The sequence below is a fragment of the Actinotalea subterranea genome, assembly GCF_008364845.1.
Lineage (GTDB): Bacteria > Actinomycetota > Actinomycetes > Actinomycetales > Cellulomonadaceae > Actinotalea > Actinotalea subterranea.
In genome coordinates this window covers 79564-95884 of record NZ_VTTP01000006.1, presented here as the reverse complement: position 1 = coordinate 95884, position 16321 = coordinate 79564, and the positions used below count along the sequence as shown (strand labels likewise).

Sequence of the window (16321 nt, the reverse complement as noted above, 5' to 3'; positions counted from 1 at the left end):
CGCGCTGGCCGGCGAGCCCGACGATCGCGACCTGCGCCGGGCGGGTCCGACGAGCCCGACGAGCGCCGGGTAGGTCCGGCGAGCGCGCCGGACGACCGCCGACCGCTCAGGTGAGCCCGAGCAGGTCGCGCACCAGCACCTCGGTGCCGTGGTCGGCCGCGAGGAGCAGGCCCTCCCCCGCCCGGCCCGGACGGTAGTCGGAGCCGTCGAGGCGGCGCGAGGACCCGCCGAGCTCGCGCAGCAGGACGGCGCCGGGCGCGTGGTCCCACGGCCACGTGCGCCAGTACAGGGCCACGTCGTGAACCCCGGAGGCCAGTCGCGCGTACTCGAAGCCGGACCACAGCCGGTCCTCGACGGTGAGACCCGGCAGCCGATCCGCCGCCGCGCGCACCAGCCGGTCCCGGAGCGCGACGGGCAGGTAGCGGACCGCGAGCCCCCCGCGCAGCGACGCCGGGTCGGCGGGCGCGGCCGCACGCGTGAGGCGTTCGCCGTTGCGGAACGCACCCGAGCCACGCTCGGCCACGTACGTCTCGCCGTGCTCGGGCAGGCAGATCCACCCCGCGACGCACTCCCCGTGCTCGACGAGCGCGACCATGACGGCGTGGTCGGGCGAACCGTCGACGAAGGCCTGCGTCCCGTCGAGCGGGTCCACGACCCACGCCCGCGGTGCGTCCGCGAGGAGGTCGAGGAGCTCGGGCCGCTCGGCCGTCGCCTCCTCACCGACCACGGGCACGCCCGGCGCGATCGCCTGGAGCCCTGCGGTCAGCGCGGCCTCCGCCTCGGTGTCGACGACCGTCACGAGGTCGCCGGGCGACTTCTCCCGGACCTCGCCCGCGACGAGGTCACGGAAGCGCGGCGCGACGACCGTGCGCGCGACGTGCTCGACGAGCCCGGTGACCGCCGCGACGTCCACGCCGTGCCGGCCTCCGCGCGCGGTCACCGGCTCGTGTAGTTCGGCGCCTCGACGGTCATCGTGATGTCGTGCGGGTGGGACTCCTTGAGCCCCGCGGGGGTGATCCGGATGAACCGGCCACGGTCCTGGAGCTCGGGGATCGTGCGCGCACCGACGTAGAACATCGACTGGTGCAGGCCACCCACGAGCTGGTGCGCCACCGCACGCAGCGGGCCGCGGTACGGGACCTGCCCCTCGATGCCCTCGGGGACGATCTTCTCGTCGCTGGCCACGTCGGCCTGGAAGTACCGGTCCTTGGAGTAGGAGACGCGGCCGCGCGAGGCCATCGCGCCGAGCGACCCCATGCCGCGGTAGTGCTTGTACTGCTTGCCGTTGACGAACACGAGGTCGCCCGGGCTCTCCTCGCACCCGGCCAGCAGCGAGCCGAGCATCACGGTGTCCGCACCGGCGACGAGCGCCTTGGCGATGTCCCCGGAGTACTGCAGGCCGCCGTCACCGATGACGGGCACGCCGGCGGGCTTGCACGCCTTCGCCGCCTCGTGGATCGCGGTCACCTGGGGCACCCCGACGCCGGCGACCACGCGCGTCGTGCAGATCGAGCCCGGGCCGACACCCACCTTGACGGCGTCGGCACCCGCGTCGACGAGGGCCTGCGCACCGGCGCGCGTCGCGATGTTGCCGCCGATCACCTGCACGCCTCGTGCGGCCGGGTCGGTCTTGAGGCGCCGGATCATCGCGAGCATCGCCTGCGCGTGCCCGTGCGCGGTGTCCACGACGAGGATGTCCACCCCCGCGTCGACGAGGGCCATGGCCCGCTCCCAGGCGTCGCCGTAGAAGCCGACGCCGGCCGCGACGCGCAGGCGGCCCTCCTCGTCCTTCGTGGCGTTCGGGTACTTCTCCGACTTCACGAAGTCCTTGACGGTGATGAGGCCGGCGAGGCGCCCCTCGTCGTCGACCAGCGGGAGCTTCTCGACCTTGTGCTTGGCGAGCAGCGCCGCGGCGTCGGCGTTCGCGATCCCGACGGGCGCCGTGACCAGCGGCATCCGCGTCATGACCTCGTGGACGCGCAGCCGCGTGAAGTCCTCCGCGGGCACGAACCGGAGGTCACGGTTGGTGATGATTCCGAGCAGCCGGCGCGCGTCGTCGACGACGGGCAGCCCCGAGACGCGGTAGGTGCCGCACAGCTCGTCGAGCTCCGCGAGCGTCGCGTCCGGGCTGATCGTCACGGGGTCCGAGACCATGCCGGACTCGGAGCGCTTGACCAGGGTCACCTGCTGGGCCTGGTCCTCGATCGACAGGTTCCGGTGCAGCACGCCGACACCGCCCTGACGGGCCATGGCGATCGCCATGCGCGCCTCGGTCACGGTGTCCATCGCGGCCGACAGGAGCGGCACCGCGACCGTCAGGTCCCGGGTCAGGCGCGCCGTCGTGTCGACCTCGGACGGGATGACGTCGCTCTCGCCGGGGAGCAGCAGCACGTCGTCGTACGTCAGCCCGACGAGGGCGAACGGGTTGTGCTCGGGCTCGTCGGCGACGGGGTCGGAGGAGGAGGGGGTGCCGGGCGGGAAGGCGGTCACCCGCCGATAGTACGCAACGAGGACGGGCCGGGCCGACGCCGTCCACGCCGCCCGACCGGGGCCGGCGCCGCGGCGCGCGTCAGCGGATGAGGCCCTGCCGCAGACCGATCGCGACGGCCTGGGCGCGGTCGGCAGCCCCCAGCTTGCGGAAGAGCCGGCGGGCGTGGGTCTTGACCGTGTCCTCGGACAGGAAGAGGTCCGCGCCGATCTGGGCGTTGGAACGGCCGTGGCTCATCCCGGACAGCACCTCCAGCTCGCGTCGCGTGAGCTCGGTGGCCACCGCCCCGTTGCGTCGAGCGGGCTGCGGGACCGCGGACACGGGGCCGGCGTCCGTGCGGGACGGCGGGCCGGCCTGGTGCGGGACGGCGCTCGCCGCGAGGCTGTGCGCCGCGACGGCGACGAGCTCGCTGCGGTCGACGTCCGGGGCGAGGTAGCCGCGCGCGCCGAGGGCGATCGCGCGGTCGAGCGTGATCTCGTCGCCCGGAACCGCGAGCATGATCAGGACGGGCTGGACACCGATCATGCGCAGGCGTCGGATCGCCTCGATCGGGCCGACCCCCGGCAGGTGCGCGTCGAGGAGCACGAGCGCGGGCGCGGCACGGCGGGCCAGGGCGACGAGCTCCTCGGCGGTCGCGGCACCCCGTGCGGGCACGAGGGCGGGCACGCTGTGGGCGGCCGCGACGATCCGGTCGCGCACGGCCGGGGAGCCGTGGCACACGACCATGCCTGCCATGAGGCCCCCGCTCCCTGTCCGGTGCCGGCGTGCCGGCGGGCGGCTGGCTGCCGCACCGTTGTCCTCATCGGCCGACGGGGTGGCGAACCTTAGCGCCGACGGCGGGTGAACACCGCAGGTGAGCACCGGGGCGGGCGCTGCGGCGACCACCGGGCAAGGCACCGCGGCGTTCGCCTGTCAGGCGACGACCGCGAGGATCTCGTGCAGCGCGCCCGTGAGCGTCCGTACCCGGTGGACGGTCGCCGTCCCCGCCGTCTCGAAGGGTGCGGCGCCCTCGCGGTGCACGAACACTGGGAGCTCGGGCACGGTCGTCGCGACCGCGGCGACGACCTCCTCGGCCCGCCGGAGCTCGTCGCGGCCCGCGCCCACGTGCAGGATGAAGGCCGCCGGGGCGAGCCGCTCGATCGCGGCCGGCACGGACGACGGCGTCGCCGTGGACAGGACGCGCGCTGCGACGCCGCTTCCCTGGAGCGCCGTCGCGAGCACGTGCACCACCAGGTCGGCGTCGTGCGCCGACGAGGCGGCGAGCACGGTGACCCCCGGGCCGCTCGGGCCGGCCGAGGAGCCTGAGGTGGTCGCGTCCGGGTTCTGCGCGCGGGCCACCGCGGCCCGGCTGCGCAGCTCGGCGAACGCGGCCGACTCGAGGGCCGGGCCCGCGGACTCCCCCGGGCGCTCGAGCACGGCCCGCTCGGCGAGGGCGCGCAGGGCGGGTGAGACGAGCGTCGCCCACCACGCGATCACGTCGCGGGTGTGGACACGGGCGAGCATCCAGCGCACGGCGGCGTTGTCGAAGTGCGCTGCGGCCGAGACGAGCGCGGCCGGGTCGGGCGCCATGGGGACGGCGTCGGAGTAGGCGTCGAGGACCTCGGCGGTCGTCGGGCCCGGCATCGTCGTCTGCGCGGGCTCGGTCGCGTTCAGCGCGGTGCGCGCGGCCTCGGACGGCGCGACGCCCTCGAGGGTCAGGCGCCGCATGACCATGAGCCGCGAGACGTCGACGCTCGAGTACCGGCGGTGGGCGCCCGCCATGTGCTCGGAGGGGCCGAGCCCGTACCGACGGTCCCAGGTCCGCAGCGTCGCGGGGGCGACCCCGAGCCGTCGGGCGACGGCCGCGACGGTCAGGGAGGGCCCTGCGGAGGCGGCCTGAGCGCTCACCCGCGCGCCTCGTCCGTACGACGCGCGGCGCCGTAGCCCTCGCCGACCAGGGCGGAGGCCGAGGATCGCGTCAGGAGCATGAAGCGATTGTGCCCCGTCGTTGGCGCGGTTGACCAGTCAGACACCCGGGCGGGTGAAGATCTGCGCTCCCGCACGCCGCTCGCTGCACGGGAACCGAATCACTCTGACCAAGGGGCTTGACCAACTTCTGGCGCGGTTCTAGGTTGGGCACCAGTCGCCGACGCACCACGGACCGGCGAGCTCGACAGACGACTGCCGCACAAGCCCGACCCTGGAGGAACCCATGACGGAGATCTCGCGACTGCCCGGCCCCGTGATGGACCTGTGGGAGTGGCAGTACGAGGGCAAGTGCCGCGAGGCCGACCCGACGCTGTTCTTCCACCCGGAGGGCGAGCGCGGCTCCGCGCGCCGTCGCCGCGCCGAGGCAGCCAAGGCGATCTGCGCGACCTGCCCCGTGCTCGAGATGTGCCGGGAGCACTCGCTCACCGTCCGCGAGCCCTACGGGGTGTGGGGCGGTCTCTCCGAGGAGGAGCGCACCGCGATGCTCGCCGCACGCCTGCGCAAGGCTGGCTGACCTCCCGCGATCGGCGTCCCGCACGCCGCTCCTGCAGCGGCGCCGCGGCTCCGCAGGACGTCGCGAACCCTCGTCCCGCACATGACGAAGCCCCGCACCGGAGACCGGTGCGGGGCTTCGTCGTGCTGGTGGCGGACGAACCGCCGGGGCCGTGGCCCGATCAGCGGGTCGAGCTCACTTCACGACGACGGCGAGGATGTCGCGCGCGGAGAGGATGAGGTACTCCTCGCCCGCGTACTTGACCTCGGTGCCGCCGTACTTGCTGTAGATGACCTTGTCGCCGACCGCGACATCGAGCGGCACGCGCTGGCCGTTGTCGTCGACACGGCCGGGACCGACCGCGAGGACCTCGCCCTCCTGGGGCTTCTCCTTCGCGGTGTCCGGGATGACCAGACCGGAGGCCGTCGTCTGCTCTGCCTCGAGCGTGCGGACGACGACGCGGTCCTCGAGCGGCTTGATGGAGACCGACACAGCGGACCTCCCCTTCGCATTCGTGGGAAACGGATGGTGTTCAAGGCCGCGGAACCATGGGCTGCCCGTCGTCGCGGGTGCCGGTCAGCCCACTCGATGGTCCGTATGCGGCTGGCACCCTCTTGCGAGGAGTGCCAGGAACGAATCTAGGCGTCGGTTAGCACTCGGTCAACACGAGTGCCAACGTGTCGTCCCCGGTCCCGGTCGGCGCCGCCCGGGTGGGCGGGCCGTGCGAGGATCGGCGTCGTGGATCCCGAGAGCCTGTCGCAGCTGCTGAGCCCGGACGGCTGGGCCCTGCTCGGCGCCCTGCCGCCGTACGACGAGCGGCTCGCGATGGTCCTCTCCGAGCGCCTCCAGCGCGAGGGGATCGCGCCGGGCCTCGTCGCCGCGGCGCTGACCCAGTCCCGCCTGCGGGCCAAGGCCCGGGCCAAGTTCGACGACTTCGCGGACGGCATGCTGTTCACGCCCGCGGGCCTCGAGCAGGCGACCCGCCTCACCGTCGGCGCCCGGCACGCGCAGCGCTACACCGACGCCGGCTGCAGGCGCGTCGCGGACCTCACGTGCGGCATCGGCGGCGACGCGATGGCGTTTGCCGCCCTCGGTCTCCCGGTGCTCGCGACCGACCTGGACGAGCTCACCGCCGCCGTCGCGACGGTGAACCTGCGGCACTTCCCGGACGCCGAGGTACGGCACGGCGACGGCCTCGCCCTCGACCTCGCCGCGGAGGGCGTCGACGGGCTCTTCGCCGACCCGGCACGACGCACCGCCTCGGGCCGCCGTCGGCACGACCCGGCCGCCTACGACCCGCCGCTCGACCGGGTCCTGGCGCTGCGCGAGGCCGTGCCCGCGCTCGGCGTCAAGGTCGGCCCCGGCATCGCGCACACCGACCTCCCCGCCGAGGCCGAGGCGCAGTGGGTGAGCGTCGACGGCGACGTCGTCGAGGCCGGCCTGTGGTTCGGCCCGCTGGCCCCCCGAGGGCCCGGGCCGGTCGGCGCTCGTCCTGCGCGGCGGCAGGGCGACGACGCTCCGCGCACCGGCTACGGAGCTCGCTGCGCCCGACGTCGGCGCGCCCGGCGCCTACCTGTACGAGCCCGACGGCGCCGTGATCCGCGCGGGACTCGTCGCGCTCGTGGCCGACGAGGTGCACGGGCGCCTCCTGGACCCCACGATTGCCTACGTGACGTCCGACCACCTGACCAGCACACCCACCGCCCAGGCGTACCGGGTGCTCGACGTCATGCCGTTCGGCCTCAAGCGCCTGCGGACCGCGCTGCGCGAGCGCTCCGTCGGCCGGCTGACGATCAAGAAGCGGGGCACCGCCGTCGTGCCCGAGCAGCTGCGCAAGCAGCTCGACCTGCGGGGCGACGAGGAGGCCACGGTGGTCCTGACCCGCATCGCAGGGTCCCAGCAGGTGCTCCTCGTCGAGCCCGTCGAGCAGGCGTGATGCACATCCCGTTCGCCGCGTCGCCGCGGTCGTCCATCGGTGTCGAGTGGGAGCTCGCGCTCGTCGACGCGGACAGCGGGGACCTGCGCCAGGTCGCCGCGACGGTCCTCGAGGCCGTCGCCCCGCCCGGCGGCGGCGAGCACCCGACGATCAAGCAGGAGCTCCTGCTCAACACCGTGGAGATCATCACGGGCGTGTGCCGCACGGTGCCCGAGGCCGGCGCGGACCTCCAGCGCAGCATCGACACGATCCGCGAGGTGACCGACCCGCTCCGCGTCGAGCTCATGTGCGCGGGCACCCACCCGTTCGCCCGGTGGAGCAACCAGAAGGTCACGGACAAGCAGCGCTACGCGACGCTCATCGACCGCACGCAGTGGTGGGGCCGGCAGATGCTGATCTACGGCGTGCACGTCCACGTCGGGATCGAGGACCGTCGCAAGGTCCTGCCGATCCTGCGCGCGGTCCTCACCTACTTCCCGCACCTGCAGTCGCTCTCGGCGTCGTCCCCCTTCTGGGGTGGCAAGGACACGGGGTACGCGTCGAACCGCGCGCTCATGTTCCAGCAGCTGCCGACGGCGGGCCTGCCGTTCCAGTTCGACGAGTGGGAGCAGCTCGAGGCCTACACGGCCGACATGATGCACACGGGCGTGATCGACCAGTTCGACGAGATCCGCTGGGACCTGCGCCCGTCGCCCCGCCTCGGCACCCTGGAGATGCGCATCTGCGACGGCGCGTCCAACCTCACCGAGGTCATGGCCTTCGCGGCACTCATCCACTGCCTCGTGGAGCACTTCTCGACGATGCTCGACGAGGGCAAACAGCTGCCCAAGCTCCAGCCGTGGTTCGCGCAGGAGAACAAGTGGCGCTCCGCGCGCTACGGCATGGACGCGATCATCATCCTCGACGCCCAGGGCAACGAGGAGCTCGTGACCGAGGCGGTCCCGCGGCTCCTGGCCGAGCTCGAGCCCGTGGCGGATCGCCTGGGCTGCGCGGCCGAGCTCGACGGCGTGCGCACCATCCTGCGCAAGGGTGCGTCGTACCAGCGTCAGCGGGCGGTCGCCCGGCGCAACGGGGGCGAGCTGGACTCCGTCGTCGCGGCCCTGGTCGCGGAGATGCGGGCCGGCAAGCCGCTGTGACCGGCCCCTCCCTGGGGTAGTTGGCATTACCGAGTAGTGGGTATAGCCTTCTGGCATGGACGAGCGAGCGCGTGACCCGCAGCTCCTCAAGGGCGTGCTCCCGCTCCTCGTCCTGGCCCTGCTGAGCAGGCAGGAGTCCTACGGCTACGAGCTCGTGACCCGGCTCCAGGAGGCCGGTCTGGCCGATATCGCGACCGGCACGGTCTACCCCGTGCTGACGCGGCTCGAGCGTGAGGGCCAGATCTCCTCCCGCCTCGTCGCGTCGTCGTCCGGCCCCGCACGCAAGTACTACCGCCCCACCCCGGCAGGTGCCGAGGCCCTCACCGCGGGAACCCGCGCGTGGGCCGACCTCGGACGCACCGTCGACACCGTCCTTCGCCACACCCCACACCCGCAGGAGGGACCATGACCACCCCCGAGACCGACCAGGCACAGGGACCGGCGCGCGAGACCCCGGCGGCACCGCCCCGCACGGGCGTGCGCGACCGGCTCGCCCTGACGGCGTACCTGTGGCGGTTCGGCTGGGCGATGCAGGACTACCCCCGGCGCGAGTACCGCCAGGTCCGGACCGCTCTGCGGGCCGAGATCCGGGCGGCCGCCGCCGAGGTCGGCATGCGCCAGGCGCTCGCCGACCTGGGCCACCCGGTCGTCCTCGCGCAGGGCTACGTCGCCGAGCTCGGCCGGCGTCTGCCCCGGTGGAACACCGGCGCCGTCGCGGCCACGCTCGCCGTCGGCGCCCTCGCGTACATGGTCCTCGCGTACGCGGCCGGGACCCTCGACACGCTCGACGCGCTCGGCGGGGGATCGCTCACGCGCTACCCGTTCGGGAGCGAGACGGTCTTCACGGCGACCGCAGAGGAGATCTCGGTCGAGTCGGGCGTCACGTGGCCCTGGGCCACGCTGTACCTGGGCGTCGCGACGACCGCGTTCGTGCTCGGCTCACGCCTCTGGCGCATCTTCGGCTGAGCCCCCACCGGGCGCCCACGCGAGCACCGCGTCGCGCAGGTCCTCCCGCGGGGCCGAGCTGTCGAGCCGCAGGACCGGGCAGGGAACCGTTCTGAGCCACTCCTCGTGCGTCCTGCGGCTACGCCCGTCGAAGGACGGGTCGTCGTACGCGCGCGCCCAGGCGAGGAACACCTCGAGCGCGTGCTCGTCGACCGATCCCTGGGCGCTGCGCACCCGTTCCCTCGCCTCGAGCCTCCGCAGCCGCTCACCCGGCTCGAGCGTGAGGAGAACGATGGCGTCGCACCGTCGGACGACCGCGTCACCCCACCCGACCATCGACCCGGACAGGACCCACGCGTCGCGCGGGGCGAACACCTCCTCCATCAGCGCGACCCGGTCGGCTGCGGGACGCTGCGCCACGTACGGCGGGGTCGTGGGCAGCCAGAAGTAGTCGTCCGCATCGGCGTGGGGCACGGACCAGGCGTCCGCCACGGCACGCGCGAGGGTCGTCGTGCCCGATCCGCTCGCGCCCATCACGTGCAGCCGGCATCGTCGCATCCGCGTGATGCTGCCAGGCCGGCGTCAGACCGTGACGTGGGTCAGGGGCATCGAGGAGTCGACCGGCAGGTCGAGGGACGACGGCGCGACGCCCGCCCGCACCACGGCAGCGCCGAGCGCGCCGATCATCGCCCCGTTGTCCGTGCAGTAGCGGATCGGCGGGATGCGCAGGGTGATCCCCGCCTCCGCGCAGCGCTCGGCGGCCAGCTCGCGGAGCTGGGAGTTCGCGGAGAAGCCCCCGCCGACCACGAGCGTCGTGACGTCGTGGCTCCGGCACGCGGCGATCGTCTTGGCGGTCAGGACGTCCGCGACCGACGCCGCGAAGGACGCGGCGACGTCGGGCAGGGAGAACTCCTCGCCCGCGTCCTGCTTCGCCTCGACCCAGCGCGCCACGGCCGTCTTGAGGCCCGAGAAGGAGAAGTCGTACGCGTGCCGTGCCTGGTCCTTGGCCGCTGTGAGACCGCGCGGGAAGCGCACGGCCGTCGGGTCGCCCTCGCGCGCGAGCCGGTCGATGTGCGGGCCGCCGGGGTACGGCAGGCCGAGGAGCCGTCCCACCTTGTCGAACGCCTCCCCCGCGGCGTCGTCCAGGGTGTGGCCCAGCTCGGTCACGTCGGTCGCGATGTCGTCGACCAGGAGCAGGGACGAGTGCCCGCCCGAGACGACGAGCGCCATGACCCGCTCGGGGAACCGGCCGTGGACCAGCTCGTCGACGGCCGCGTGCCCGATGACGTGGTTCACGCCGTACAGGGGCACGTCGAGCCCGACGGCGAGCGCCTTCGCGGCGGCCGCGCCGACCGTGAGGGGGCCGACGAGCCCCGGCCCCGCGGTGACCGCCACCGCCCCGACCTCGCCGAGGTCGACGTCGGCCCGCTCGAGCGCGCGCGTCAGCGTCGGGATCATCGCCTCGAGGTGGGCGCGCGACGCGATCTCCGGGATGATCCCGCCGAACCGCGCGTGCTCGTCCATCGAGCTCGCGACCACGTCCGTCAGCAGCTCGTTGCCGTCGTCGTGGACGCGCACGAGCGCCACGCCCGTCTCGTCGCACGAGGTCTCGATCCCCAGGACCAGCGAGGCGTCAGGCATGCGACCAGGGTAGGGCGCGCCCAGCGGTGGTCCCGCACCGGGCCGGCCCTCGGAGGACGCCCCGCCCTCGGAGGACGCCCCGCCCTCAGAGCAGGCGGCGCATCGTGAAGGCGTCGACGTCCTCCGGCTGGTAGTACCGCCGCCGGCGGCCGAGCACGGTGAACCCGAACCGCTCGTACAGCGCGAGCGCGGGCGCGTTGTCGACGCGCACCTCGAGGAGCACGGCGCTCGCCCGCAGGCGACGCGCCTCGTCCACCAGGGCCTGGAGCAGACGGGCCCCGAGGCCGCACCGCTGGGCGTGCGGGGCGACCCCGATCGTCATGACCTGGGCCACGTCCCCGTCGAACCACAGCCCCGCGTACCCGGCGAGGCCGCCCGCGGCAGCACCGTCGTCGTCGAGCCCGACGTACCACCGCCCGGGCCCGGCGAGCTCCTCGCGCACCATCGCCTCGCTCCAGGCGGACACGCCGAACAGCGCGCGCTCGAGCCGGACGACCTCGGCGACGTCGGCGTCCGTGAGGGACCGCACCTCCGCGGGCGCCTCAGCGGTCATCCGGTGGCCCGCTTACGAGCCGCGGACGGGACGACGTCGGGGCGGCGCAGGTACAGCGGCTCCGTCGGCAGCGCGTCGCCGCGGGCGGCCCGGGCCAGGGCGAGCGCGGCGAGCACGGCCGGTTCCACGAGAAGCGGCGCGCCGGGGGTCAGCGGCAGGTGCTCGGGGTAGATCAGGCCGCCGGGCCCGACGATGACGGTGCCGGGTCGCGCGGCCTCGGCGGCGAGCGCCTCTGCGTGGTCGACCAGCGGGCCCGCGAGGAGCTCGACGTCGGGCAGCCACCCCGCACCGGGGGCGACGTCGGGCGCCGTGGCGTCCGCGGCCGCGCCAGCCGTCCCACCGGACGCGATGACGGGACCGTCGGGACCCGCGGGTCCGCGGCGCCGGTACCGCGCGGCGTACACCTCGCGCCGCCGGGCGTCGGTCACCACCAGCACCTCCTCGCCGGCGAGCCCGGCGGCGAACGCCTGGGCCGCGAGCGCGTCGAGGCTGCTCACGCCGTGCACCGGGACCCCGAGCGCGAACGCCAGGGTGCGCGCGGTGACGAGGCCGGCCCGCAGGCCCGTGAACGGTGCGGGGCCGGTACCCACGACGACGGCGGTGACCTCGCGTCGGTCCGTCCCCGCCTCGGCGAGCACCTCGGCGACGAGCGGTGCGAGCAGCTCGGCGTGCCTGCGCTGCTCGGTCACGCGACGCTCGGCGAGCACGACGGGCATCCGCCACGAGGCCGGTGCCCCCGCCGGGCCGGACGAGGACCCGGGCCCCGGGCCCGGTGACGGCTGGATCAGGCAGACACCGATGTCGGCGGACGTGTCGAGCGCGAGGACGGGCACGGGCTCATCCTCCCAAACCGGCGGGCAGCACGACGCCGCGCCACCGCGGCCCCAGCGCGCGCACCGTCACGACGCGGGCTCCCGCCTCGGCGTCGAGCAGGTCCTCCTCGTCGACGACGGCGTCCCCCGCTGGCTGCGCGTGCGCACCGCGCGGGCGGTCGACGACGACCTCCAGGCGGTCCTCGGACAGGACCTCGGCCAGGCCCTCGCCCCACTCGACGACGGTCACGGACTCGTCGAGGGTCGCGTCCAGGTCGAGCGCGTCCAGCTCGTCGAGCGAGCCGAGCCGGTACGCGTCGACGTGCACGAGCGCCGGTCCCGCGCCCAGGGGCGGGTGCACGCGCGCGATGATGAACGTGGGCGATGCGACCTGGCCCCGCACGTCGAGCCCCGCGCCGATGCCCTGCGTCAGGGTCGTCTTGCCCGCGCCCAGCGGACCCGTGAGCACCACGAGGTCCCTTGCCCGCAGGAGCCCCGCGAGCGCCCGGCCGTACGCGCGGGTGGCCTCCGCGTCGGGGAGCGTGACGGCCACGGACTGCTCGACCGGTCCCCCGGCGTCAGGGCCGTCCACGCCCGCGCCACGGCCCACGTCCGGGTTCACGCGGCACCCCCGCGCGCCGCCGCGGGCCCGCCGTCACCGACCGGGCCTCCGACGTGGACCCGCGGCACGCGGGCACCGAGCCGCGCGACGATCTCGTAGGAGATGGTCCCGGCGGCCTCGGCCCAGTCCTCGGCCGTCGGCTCGCCGTCGGCGCCCGAGCCGAAGAGCACGACGCGGTCGCCGGCGACGTCATCGGCGTCGGGGCCGAGGTCGACCACGAGCTGGTCCATGCACACGCGCCCCGCGATCCCGACGCGGCGGCCACCCACCTGCATCGGTGCCCCCGCGCGCTCGGGCGTGCCTGAGGCGTGGCGCGGGATGCCGTCGGCGTACCCGAGCCCGACGACGCCCAGCACGGTCTGGGTGGGCGTCGTGTAGACGTGCCCGTAGGAGACGCCGTGCCCCGCGGGGACGAGCTTGGCGAGCACGAGCTCTGCCTCGAGGCGCATCGCGGGGACGAGGCCGTAGCGGTCGGGGCCGCCGAGCTGCGGCACCGGTGTCAGGCCGTACACGGCGAGCCCCGGCCGCACGAGGTCGTAGTGCATGGCGGGGTTGGTCAGGGTCGCGGCGGAGTTGGCGAGGTGGCGGACCTCGAGCCGCGCGCCCTTGCGCTCGGCGAGCCGCACCGCGTCGTCGAACACCTGCGCCTGCGCGAGCACCGTGGGGTGGTCCGGGGCGTCGGCCCACGCCAGGTGGGACCAGACGCCGACGACCGACACGGCACCCTCGGCCTGCGCGGCGAGGGCCGCGTCCAGCAGCGTGTCGAGGTCGCGGGGCAGGGCGCCGCCACGCCCCAGGCCGGTGTCGACCTTGACGTGGATGCGCGCGGTGCGTCCCGTGGCGCGGGCGGCCTCGACGACCTCGAGGAGGGCCCAGCCTGCAGGCACGGACACGTCGACGTCGGCCGCGACCAGCCGGTCGAGCGGTGCACCGGGCGCGTACAGCCAGGTGAGGATGCGCGACTGCACGCCCGCCGCGCGCAGCTCGAGCGCCTCGGTCGCCTGGGCCACTCCGAGCCACGTGGCGCCACCCGCGAGGGCCGCGCGCGCGCTGGGGACGAGCCCGTGGCCGTACGCGTCGGCCTTCACGACGGCCATCACGGCGGCGGGGCTGGCCAGGTCACGCAGGGTGCGGACGTTCGCGCTGATCGCGTCCAGGTCGACGACGGCTCGGGCTGGGTAGTCGCTCACGCGGGCCAGTCTCCCACCGCCGGTCGGCGGGAGGTCAGCGCAGCGCGACGACGCGCGTCGCCCGGGCGCGCGTGCCGCGGATCAGCCCGGCGTTGCGCTCGTCGGGCCCGAGCGCCCAGGCGCGCGCCGCGGCTGCGTCCTTGCCGAACGCGACGTGCCGGGCGACGAGGCGTTCCAGGCGCACCTCGCGGGCGACCTCGACGTACCAGCACTCGTCGAGGAGCCGCGCGACCTGCGCCCACGGCCCGTCGTCGAGCAGCAGGTAGTTGCCCTCGACCACGACGAGCGGCACGGCCGCGTCGACAGGGACGGCACCGGCGACGGGCTCCTCGAGCGCGCGGTCGAACGTCGGCGCGTACACCACGGGGTCACCGGGTCGCTGCTCACGCAGGCGGCGCAGGAGCGCGACGAACCCGGCGGCGTCGAACGTGTCGGGGGCGCCCTTGCGGTCGGCCCGCCCGAGCCGCACGAGCTCCGCCTGGGCGAGGTGGAAGCCGTCCATCGGGACGAGCACGGCGCGCGGGGCGAGCGCCGTGACGAGCTGCGCCGCGACCGTGGACTTGCCGGCGCCCGGCTCACCCGCGACGCCGAGGACCCGCCGCGGCCCGCTCGCGAGCGCCCCCGCGAGGCTCGTCAGTGCGTCCGGGAGGGTCGTCTGCATCTCCGGGAGGGGCGTCTGCATCTCCGGGAGGGGCGTCTGCATCTCCGGGAGGGGCGTCTGCATCTCCGGGAGGGTCGTCTGCGCCCCCGCCGGGTCCCCCGCCCGGGTCGCCGCGAGCGCGTCGACGGGGTCCGGCGGGCTCAGCTCCACGGCGACTCGGACCTCGCGGGCCCGAGGAGCTCGGCGACGACGCCCGGCACGGCGGCCGCCACGGCCGACGCCGAGACGGGGCCGCCCGGGTTGGCCCGGTGCGCGGCGCGGCCGTGCACGTACGCGGCCGCGGCGGCGAGGGCGACGACGCGTGAGGGGTCGGCGGCCAGCGCGTCGGCGTGCCCTGCCAGGAGCGCTCCGAGCACCCCCGCCAGCACGTCGCCGGCGCCGGCCGTCGCGAGCCACGCGGGGGCGTCGGCCTGGGACATGACGACCGGCGCGACGTCCTCGCGCCGTCCGTCAGCACGTGCGGCGCCCGGACCGGCCACGACCGTCACGGCCCCCTTGAGCAGGACCGTCGCTCCCGTGCGTCGCTGCGCCTCGAGCGCCCAGCGCAGGGGCTCGCGCTCGACGTCGTCCCGCTCGACGCGGGCCCCGCGCGCGGTCAGGAGGCGCGCGAGCTCGCCGGCGTGCGGCGTGAGCACGACGAGCGGGCCGACGTGCTCGGGCAGGAGCCCGAGCGCACCCGCGTCGGCGACCACGGGGACCCGGGCCTCGGTCGCGTGAGCGAGCGCGGCGCGCACGTGGGCGCCCTGCTCGTCGTCCTCGCCGACGCCGGGCCCGAGCACCCACGCCTGGACCCGACCCGACCCGACCACGACCTCCGGGTGGGCGGCGAGCACGGCCGCGGCCACCTCGGGCGGTCCCTGGTACCGCACCATGCCGCAGCCGGCTCCGAGCGCACCCGCGACGCCGAGGACGGCCGCCCCCGGGTAGGCCCGCGAGCCGGCGACGACGCCGACGACGCCCCGCGTGTACTTGTGGGCCCGCGCACCCGGCACCGGCCAGAGCGCGGCGACGTCGGGCGCCTCGAGGCGACGGGCCGCCGGCCGCGCGCGCTGCTGGGCCAGGACCGGGCGCAGGCCCAGGTCGACGACCTCGACCGCGCCCGCGTACGCCGCCGCCGGTGGCAGCACGAGCCCGGGCTTCGCGCAGCCGAACGTCACGGTGCGGTGCGCGGGCAGCACGGGCCCGGCAACCGTCCCGTCGTCGACGCCGATGCCGCTGGGCACGTCGACGGCGAGGACGCGCGGGCTGTCACCGGGGTCGCCGAGGTCGGTGAGCAGCCCCGCGAGGAGCCCGACGAGCTCCGCGGCGGTCCCGCGCAGGCCACCGCGCCCGCCGATGCCGAGGACCGCGTCGAGCACGACGTCGGCGGTGAACGCCTCCGCGAGCGCCTCACCGAGCCACACCTGCCGGCCGGGCGCGTCGGGGACGACCGCGAGGACGCGCCCACCGGCGGCACGGAGCGCGGCGAGGCCGTCGTCGTGCACCGCGGCCGACGTGAGCACGGCGACGGCGCGGACGCCCCGGCGCGCGAGGATCGCGAGCGCGTGCAGGGCGTCGCCGCCGTTGTTCCCGGGCCCGACGAGGGCCACGACGGTCGAGCCCTGGACGCGCACCGCCCGCGCCCGCTGCTCGCGCACCACGGCGAGCGCCAGGGCCGTCGCGGCCCGGTGCATGAGGCCGCCCGTGAAGCCGCGCTCGCACGCGAGGAGCGGCTCCTCGGCGGCGCGCACCTCTGCGGCGGCGAAGGCCTCGATCACCCACCCATCCTGCACCGTGCCGCCGTGCCCAGCACCTGCCCAGCACCTACCCAGCACCCGCCCATCGCCGGCCCCGCACCTGCCCTGCACCGCCGGCGACCTGCCCAGCGCGCGCGCCG

General features: G+C 75.5%; 17 protein-coding genes and 1 pseudogene. 5 read left to right on the top strand and 13 right to left on the bottom strand.

Annotation, left to right across the window (positions count from 1 at the left end):
* Window positions 1-106: 106 nt before the first annotated feature.
* The 4 genes from FZ988_RS11970 to FZ988_RS11955 all read right to left on the bottom strand — a co-directional run bounded on the left by FZ988_RS11970 (window position 107) and on the right by FZ988_RS11955 (window position 4441).
* Window positions 107-940, bottom strand: a complete 834-nt coding sequence (locus tag FZ988_RS11970; protein WP_246169459.1) for an inositol monophosphatase family protein — start codon at window positions 938-940, stop codon at window positions 107-109.
* Window positions 937-2490, bottom strand: coding sequence for an IMP dehydrogenase (gene guaB, locus FZ988_RS11965; RefSeq protein ID WP_149204258.1), 1554 nt, complete (start codon window positions 2488-2490; stop codon window positions 937-939). The genes FZ988_RS11970 and guaB overlap by 4 nt, the downstream gene beginning before the upstream one ends.
* A 79-nt stretch (window positions 2491-2569) precedes the next feature.
* The gene (locus FZ988_RS11960; protein WP_149204257.1) at window positions 2570-3223 is read right to left on the bottom strand and encodes a response regulator transcription factor; all 654 of its coding nucleotides are present in this window, start codon (window positions 3221-3223) and stop codon (window positions 2570-2572) included.
* Between the two features lie 177 nt (window positions 3224-3400).
* A complete protein-coding gene (locus tag FZ988_RS11955) occupies window positions 3401-4441 on the bottom strand; it encodes a MerR family transcriptional regulator (protein ID WP_281287182.1) in 1041 nt (346 codons plus the stop codon).
* A gap of 238 nt (window positions 4442-4679) precedes the next feature.
* On the opposite strand from FZ988_RS11955, the gene FZ988_RS11950 reads away from it, so the two are divergent.
* Window positions 4680-4970, top strand: a complete 291-nt coding sequence (locus FZ988_RS11950; RefSeq protein ID WP_149204255.1) for a WhiB family transcriptional regulator — start codon at window positions 4680-4682, stop codon at window positions 4968-4970.
* Window positions 4971-5144: 174 nt separating this feature from the next.
* On the opposite strand, the gene groES is transcribed toward FZ988_RS11950, so the two are convergent.
* Entirely contained in the window at window positions 5145-5441 is a 297-nt protein-coding gene (groES, locus tag FZ988_RS11945) for a co-chaperone GroES (protein WP_149204254.1), read from the bottom strand.
* Window positions 5442-5687: 246 nt separating this feature from the next.
* Between groES and FZ988_RS11940 the strand changes: the two are divergent.
* The 4 genes and pseudogenes from FZ988_RS11940 to FZ988_RS11925 all read left to right on the top strand — a co-directional run bounded on the left by FZ988_RS11940 (window position 5688) and on the right by FZ988_RS11925 (window position 8987).
* Window positions 5688-6885: pseudogene (locus tag FZ988_RS11940) on the top strand (class I SAM-dependent methyltransferase).
* Window positions 6885-8021, top strand: coding sequence for a glutamate--cysteine ligase (locus tag FZ988_RS11935; RefSeq protein ID WP_149204253.1), 1137 nt, complete (start codon window positions 6885-6887; stop codon window positions 8019-8021). Before FZ988_RS11940 ends, FZ988_RS11935 begins: the two are co-directional and overlap by 1 nt.
* Before the next feature lie 55 nt (window positions 8022-8076).
* Complete coding sequence (locus tag FZ988_RS11930) at window positions 8077-8430, top strand: PadR family transcriptional regulator (protein WP_149204252.1); 354 nt, start codon at window positions 8077-8079, stop codon at window positions 8428-8430.
* Window positions 8427-8987 (top strand): hypothetical protein, encoded by a 561-nt coding sequence (locus FZ988_RS11925; RefSeq protein ID WP_149204251.1) that lies wholly within the window; start codon window positions 8427-8429, stop codon window positions 8985-8987. The genes FZ988_RS11930 and FZ988_RS11925 overlap by 4 nt, the downstream gene beginning before the upstream one ends.
* Here FZ988_RS11925 and FZ988_RS11920 read toward each other — a convergent pair.
* From FZ988_RS11920 to FZ988_RS11880, 8 genes are all read right to left on the bottom strand, one after another.
* Window positions 8961-9524, bottom strand: a complete 564-nt coding sequence (locus tag FZ988_RS11920; protein ID WP_149204250.1) for a P-loop NTPase family protein — start codon at window positions 9522-9524, stop codon at window positions 8961-8963. The two genes, FZ988_RS11925 and FZ988_RS11920, sit on opposite strands and share 27 nt — an antisense overlap.
* A gap of 24 nt (window positions 9525-9548) precedes the next feature.
* On the bottom strand, window positions 9549-10607 hold the full coding sequence (gene tsaD, locus FZ988_RS11915; RefSeq protein ID WP_149204249.1) for a tRNA (adenosine(37)-N6)-threonylcarbamoyltransferase complex transferase subunit TsaD: 1059 nt from the start codon (window positions 10605-10607) through the stop codon (window positions 9549-9551).
* 85 nt (window positions 10608-10692) lie between these two features.
* Complete coding sequence (gene rimI, locus FZ988_RS11905; RefSeq protein ID WP_149204248.1) at window positions 10693-11160, bottom strand: ribosomal protein S18-alanine N-acetyltransferase; 468 nt, start codon at window positions 11158-11160, stop codon at window positions 10693-10695.
* Complete coding sequence (gene tsaB / locus FZ988_RS11900) at window positions 11157-11993, bottom strand: tRNA (adenosine(37)-N6)-threonylcarbamoyltransferase complex dimerization subunit type 1 TsaB (protein WP_149204247.1); 837 nt, start codon at window positions 11991-11993, stop codon at window positions 11157-11159. The genes rimI and tsaB overlap by 4 nt, the downstream gene beginning before the upstream one ends.
* A gap of 4 nt (window positions 11994-11997) precedes the next feature.
* Window positions 11998-12564, bottom strand: a complete 567-nt coding sequence (gene tsaE / locus FZ988_RS11895) for a tRNA (adenosine(37)-N6)-threonylcarbamoyltransferase complex ATPase subunit type 1 TsaE (RefSeq protein WP_149204347.1) — start codon at window positions 12562-12564, stop codon at window positions 11998-12000.
* 26 nt (window positions 12565-12590) lie between these two features.
* A complete protein-coding gene (alr, locus tag FZ988_RS11890; protein WP_149204246.1) occupies window positions 12591-13784 on the bottom strand; it encodes an alanine racemase in 1194 nt (397 codons plus the stop codon).
* 34 nt (window positions 13785-13818) lie between these two features.
* The gene (locus FZ988_RS11885) at window positions 13819-14445 is read right to left on the bottom strand and encodes a nucleoside/nucleotide kinase family protein (RefSeq protein WP_188079087.1); all 627 of its coding nucleotides are present in this window, start codon (window positions 14443-14445) and stop codon (window positions 13819-13821) included.
* 140 nt (window positions 14446-14585) lie between these two features.
* Window positions 14586-16202, bottom strand: a complete 1617-nt coding sequence (locus FZ988_RS11880; RefSeq protein ID WP_149204245.1) for a bifunctional ADP-dependent NAD(P)H-hydrate dehydratase/NAD(P)H-hydrate epimerase — start codon at window positions 16200-16202, stop codon at window positions 14586-14588.
* Window positions 16203-16321: the final 119 nt, after the last annotated feature.